This is a genomic window from Streptomyces graminilatus (assembly GCF_001418565.1).
Taxonomy (GTDB): Bacteria; Actinomycetota; Actinomycetes; order Streptomycetales; family Streptomycetaceae; genus Streptomyces; species Streptomyces graminilatus.
The window spans coordinates 1-3,875 of the sequence record NZ_LIQQ01000509.1; the positions used below are offsets into that span (position 1 = coordinate 1).

The 3,875-nt window shown below is 73.4% G+C and carries 4 protein-coding genes; 3 read left to right on the forward strand and 1 reads right to left on the reverse strand.

The genetic code is table 11. From position 1 onward, the window contains the following. The first annotated feature begins 170 nt into the window (after positions 1-170). Complete coding sequence (locus AOK08_RS34475) at positions 171-1,934, forward strand: ABC transporter ATP-binding protein (RefSeq protein WP_055533343.1); 1,764 nt, start codon at positions 171-173, stop codon at positions 1,932-1,934. A gap of 73 nt (positions 1,935-2,007) precedes the next feature. Here AOK08_RS34475 and AOK08_RS34480 read toward each other — a convergent pair whose 3' ends face one another. Further along, positions 2,008-2,304, reverse strand: a complete 297-nt coding sequence (locus AOK08_RS34480) for a hypothetical protein (RefSeq protein WP_055533345.1) — start codon at positions 2,302-2,304, stop codon at positions 2,008-2,010. Positions 2,305-2,476: 172 nt separating this feature from the next. On the opposite strand from AOK08_RS34480, the gene AOK08_RS34485 reads away from it, so the two are divergent. Together AOK08_RS34485 and AOK08_RS34490 are read left to right on the forward strand one after the other, a co-directional pair. Continuing rightward, the gene (locus AOK08_RS34485; protein ID WP_055533347.1) at positions 2,477-2,851 is read left to right on the forward strand and encodes a nuclear transport factor 2 family protein; all 375 of its coding nucleotides are present in this window, start codon (positions 2,477-2,479) and stop codon (positions 2,849-2,851) included. A 183-nt stretch (positions 2,852-3,034) separates the two neighbouring features. Continuing rightward, positions 3,035-3,875: glycosyltransferase (locus AOK08_RS34490; RefSeq protein ID WP_055533349.1), on the forward strand; the 841-nt coding region annotated here is incomplete at its 3' end.

Consider the following 3,875-nt stretch of genomic DNA (forward strand, 5'->3'; position numbering starts at 1 on the left):
TCGCTCTCGTCCAGGCCGGCCGGTCCGCCGGGGGCGAGCAGCCGGTGCGGGACAGGCGGGGGCGCCGAGGGGGGCGCCGAGGGGGGCGTGAAACCGTTTCCCCTCCTCCTCGGCCGCCGACGTAGGGTGAATTCCCCGCCCGTCCGCCTGCCTGCCTGTCGAGGAGCTCCGTGAGCATCGCAGAGCCGAACACCGTTCCGCCGCAGCCCGCTTGGCGGCTGCTCCTCGACTACGTACGGCCGCACCGGTGGACCCTGCTGGCGGGCGCCCTGCTGTCGCTGGCGACGGGTGCCGCCGGGCTGGCGCTGCCGCTGGTGGCGCGGGGGCTCATCGACGACCTGTCCCACGACCGGACGATCACCGGGGCGCTGCTCCTGATGTCCGCGCTGGTCGTCGCCAACGCGGCGCTGGGCGCGCTGGGCGGGTACGTGCTGCGCCGCACCGCCGAGTCGGTGGTGCTGGGAGCCCGGCGGGAGCTGTCCTCCTACCTGCTGCGGCTGCGGATACCGGCCGTGGACCGGACCGAGCCCGGCGATCTGATGGCCCGGGTCACCTCGGACACGACGCTGCTGCGCGAGGTCACCACCGACTCGCTCGTCGGCCTCGGCACCGGCGGCCTCACCCTGGTGGCGACGGTCGTGATGATGGGCCTGGTGGACCCGGTGCTGCTGGGTGTCACGGTCGGCGTGATCGTGGCGGCGGGGACCGTGTTCGGGGTGATCGTGCCGCGCATCAACAAGGCGAGCCGGCGGGCGCAGGACGCGGTCGGTGTCATGGGCGCCTCGCTGGAACGCGTACTGGGCGCGCTGCGCACGATCAAGGCGTCCGGCGCCGAGCACCGGGAGGAGGAACGGCTGCACGCGGCGGCCGAGGAGTCGTGGCGGCAGAGCGTACGGGCCGCCAAGTGGGCTGCCGCGGCGGGCAACACAGCGGGGCTCGCGATGCAGATCGCCTTCATCACGGTGCTCGCGGTGGGCGGCGCCCGGGTCGCGACGGGCGCGGTGGACGTGGGCACGCTGGTCGCGTTCCTCCTCTACGTGTTCTATCTGATGTCGCCGATCCAGGAAGTGGTCGGCGCGATCACGCAGTACCAGACGGGCGCCGCGGCCCTCACCCGTATCCAGGAGGCCCTCGCCCTGCCCGCCGAGCCGTCGTCGGCCCGCCCCGCGCCCCTCCCGGCCGCCGACGCCGAACCGGCGGCGCTCGCCTTCGAGGAGGTCCGCTTCCGCTACGCCGACGATCTTCCGTACGTCCATCACGGCGTGACCTTCGCCGTGCCGCCCCGGGGCATGACGGCGTTCGTCGGCCCGTCCGGCGCGGGCAAGACCACCGTCTTCTCGCTCATCGAACGGTTCTACGACCCCGAGGCCGGTGTCATCACCGTCGACGGGCGGGACACCGCCGACTGGGATCTGACGGAACTGCGTTCCGCCATCGGCTATGTCGAGCAGGACGCGCCCGTGCTGTCGGGTTCGCTGCGCGACAACCTGCTGCTGGGCAGTCCGGAGGCGGACGAGGACGCGGTCACCCGGGTGGTGAAGACGACCCGGCTCGACGGTCTGGTGGCCCGGCTGCCGCGCGGCCTCGACACCCTGGTGGGGCATCGCGGCACCAAGCTGTCGGGCGGTGAGCGCCAACGGGTGGCCATCGCCCGCGCCTTGCTGCGCCGGCCCCGGCTGCTCCTGCTGGACGAGGCGACCTCGCAGCTCGACGCGGTGAACGAGGCGGCGCTGCGCGACACGGTCGCGGATGTCGCCCGTACGACGACCGTTCTCGTCGTCGCCCACCGGCTGTCGACGGTGACGATGGCCGACCGGATCGTGGTGATGGACGCGGGCCGCGTCCGCGCGGTGGGCACCCACGGGGAACTGGTCGCCGGGGACCCGCTGTACGCCGAACTGGCGGCCACGCAGTTCCTGGCGACTACCGGCTGAGCACACACGTACGACGAGAGTGAGGGCCGCCCGGTCCGGGCGCGGCCCTCACTCCCATGTTCCAGTGCGTCCGTCAGGCCTCGATGCCCGGCAGCAGGCCGGTCACGGGGGCGGCCATGTCGGTGAGCTGGTGCAGTTGCTGGAGGTCGTTCAGGCGGTTGAGCGAGGTCAGCTGGCTGGAGACCCGGGGAAGGTCCTCGTGGTACTGGGCGGGAATCTCGCTCACGGCGAGCGAGTCGAGCTGGGCGATCGGGTTCAGCTTGCCCGCGTTCTGGTCGGCGGCGGGGGCCGCGGATGCCAGCGGGGCGGCGAGGCCGGTGACGCCGACGGCGAGACCAACGGCGGCGACGATTCGTCGTGTTGAGATCATGTAGTCATGAACGGCGCGCGCCCCGCCCCGGACACGGGCGCCGCGCCCCGCTCACTCGTCAGGCTCATCCTCCGTCTGCGCTTGCCGACGTTCCCAGGAGGGAGGACGCTCAGGAGGAGAGGTCCCTCGCGGCCCGTACCCGATCGGGCCGAGGGCCCCCGAGGAGGTCACCATGGGCACCGCGGCAAGCTCCACCTTCGACGTCGAGACTCTGCGCCGGGGCATCGAAGGACAGGACGCGACGGCACTGCTGTCGCTCTACGCCGACGACGCGCAACTGCGTGTCGTCGACCGCAACACTCAGCCCAGCCACCCGATGGTCAAGCGTGGCATCGGCGAGATCCGCGCCATGCTGGACGACGTGTACGGCAGGGACATGACCCACAAGCTGGAACAGGTCGTCGTGCAGGGCGACCAGGTCGCCTACACCGAGTCCTGCCAGTACCCGGACGGGGTCCGCGTCCTGGCCAGCGCGATGCTTTCGCTGCGCGACGGCAAGATCGTCGACGAGACCCTGCTGCAGGCTTGGGACGAGGAGAGTTCCTGACAGCACCACCGCTCCTTTCCCGCTGATCGCTCCACCAGGTCGCCAGGCGCTCCGTGAGGCACGGGGAGCCGGGGCGTGGGCGCGCGGGTCGCGGGGCGCGACACGCTCGGCCGGTCCGCCCTTGCAAGGGCCTCCCCGGCGGGCGGCCGGGGCGCCATACTGGCCCCCGTGCGCGTAGCGATCATGACAGCAGGCTCACGGGGTGACGTGGCCCCCTTCACCGGGCTCGGACACGGGCTGGCCGGTGCCGGGCACGAGGTCACCCTGGTCACGCACGGCTGCTTCGAGCCGCTGGTGGCGGGGGCCGGGGTCGGTTTCCACGCCCTGCCCCTCGATCCCCGGGCGGAGTTGGAGTCGGCACACGGGCGCGGGCTCCATCGCAGCGCGACCGGCGCCGGGAAGCTGCTGCGGGTGGTCGGGATGGCGCGACGCCTCGTCGGCCGGATGACCGACGAGCTCCTGGCCGCCGCCCGCACGCACGACGTACTGCTGCTGTCCAGTTCGCTGGGTCCCCTGGGACACACCATCGCGGAGGGGCTGCGGCTGCCGAGCATGGGCGTGTACCTCCAACCGGTCGCCCCGACAGGGGAGTTCGGGCCGGCCCTGCTCGGGGGACGGTCCTGGGGCCCGGCGGGCAACCGGCTCGCCGGGAACGGGGTGAACGTGGCCGTCGAGCAGGTGTTCGCCTCGACCGTGCCTGCCCTGCGGGACCGGCTGGGCCTGCCCCGCCGCGCCCCGGCCGCCGCCCGCCGCGCCCGGGAGCGCCAGGGCTGGCCGGTGCAGCACGGCTTCAGCCCGCTGGTGGTGCCCCGGCCCCGCGACTGGCGCCCGGGGCTCGACGTCTGCGGCTACTGGTGGCCGTACGACGCCCAGCCCCATCTGCCGCCCCGGCTGGAGGAGTTCCTCGCCTCGGGACCCGCGCCGGTCTTCGTGGGCCTGGGCAGCGCCACCGTGCCCGATCCCGGGCGGCTGAGCGCGGCCGTCGTCGGGGCCCTGCGCGAGGCCGGGATGCGCGGGGTGATCC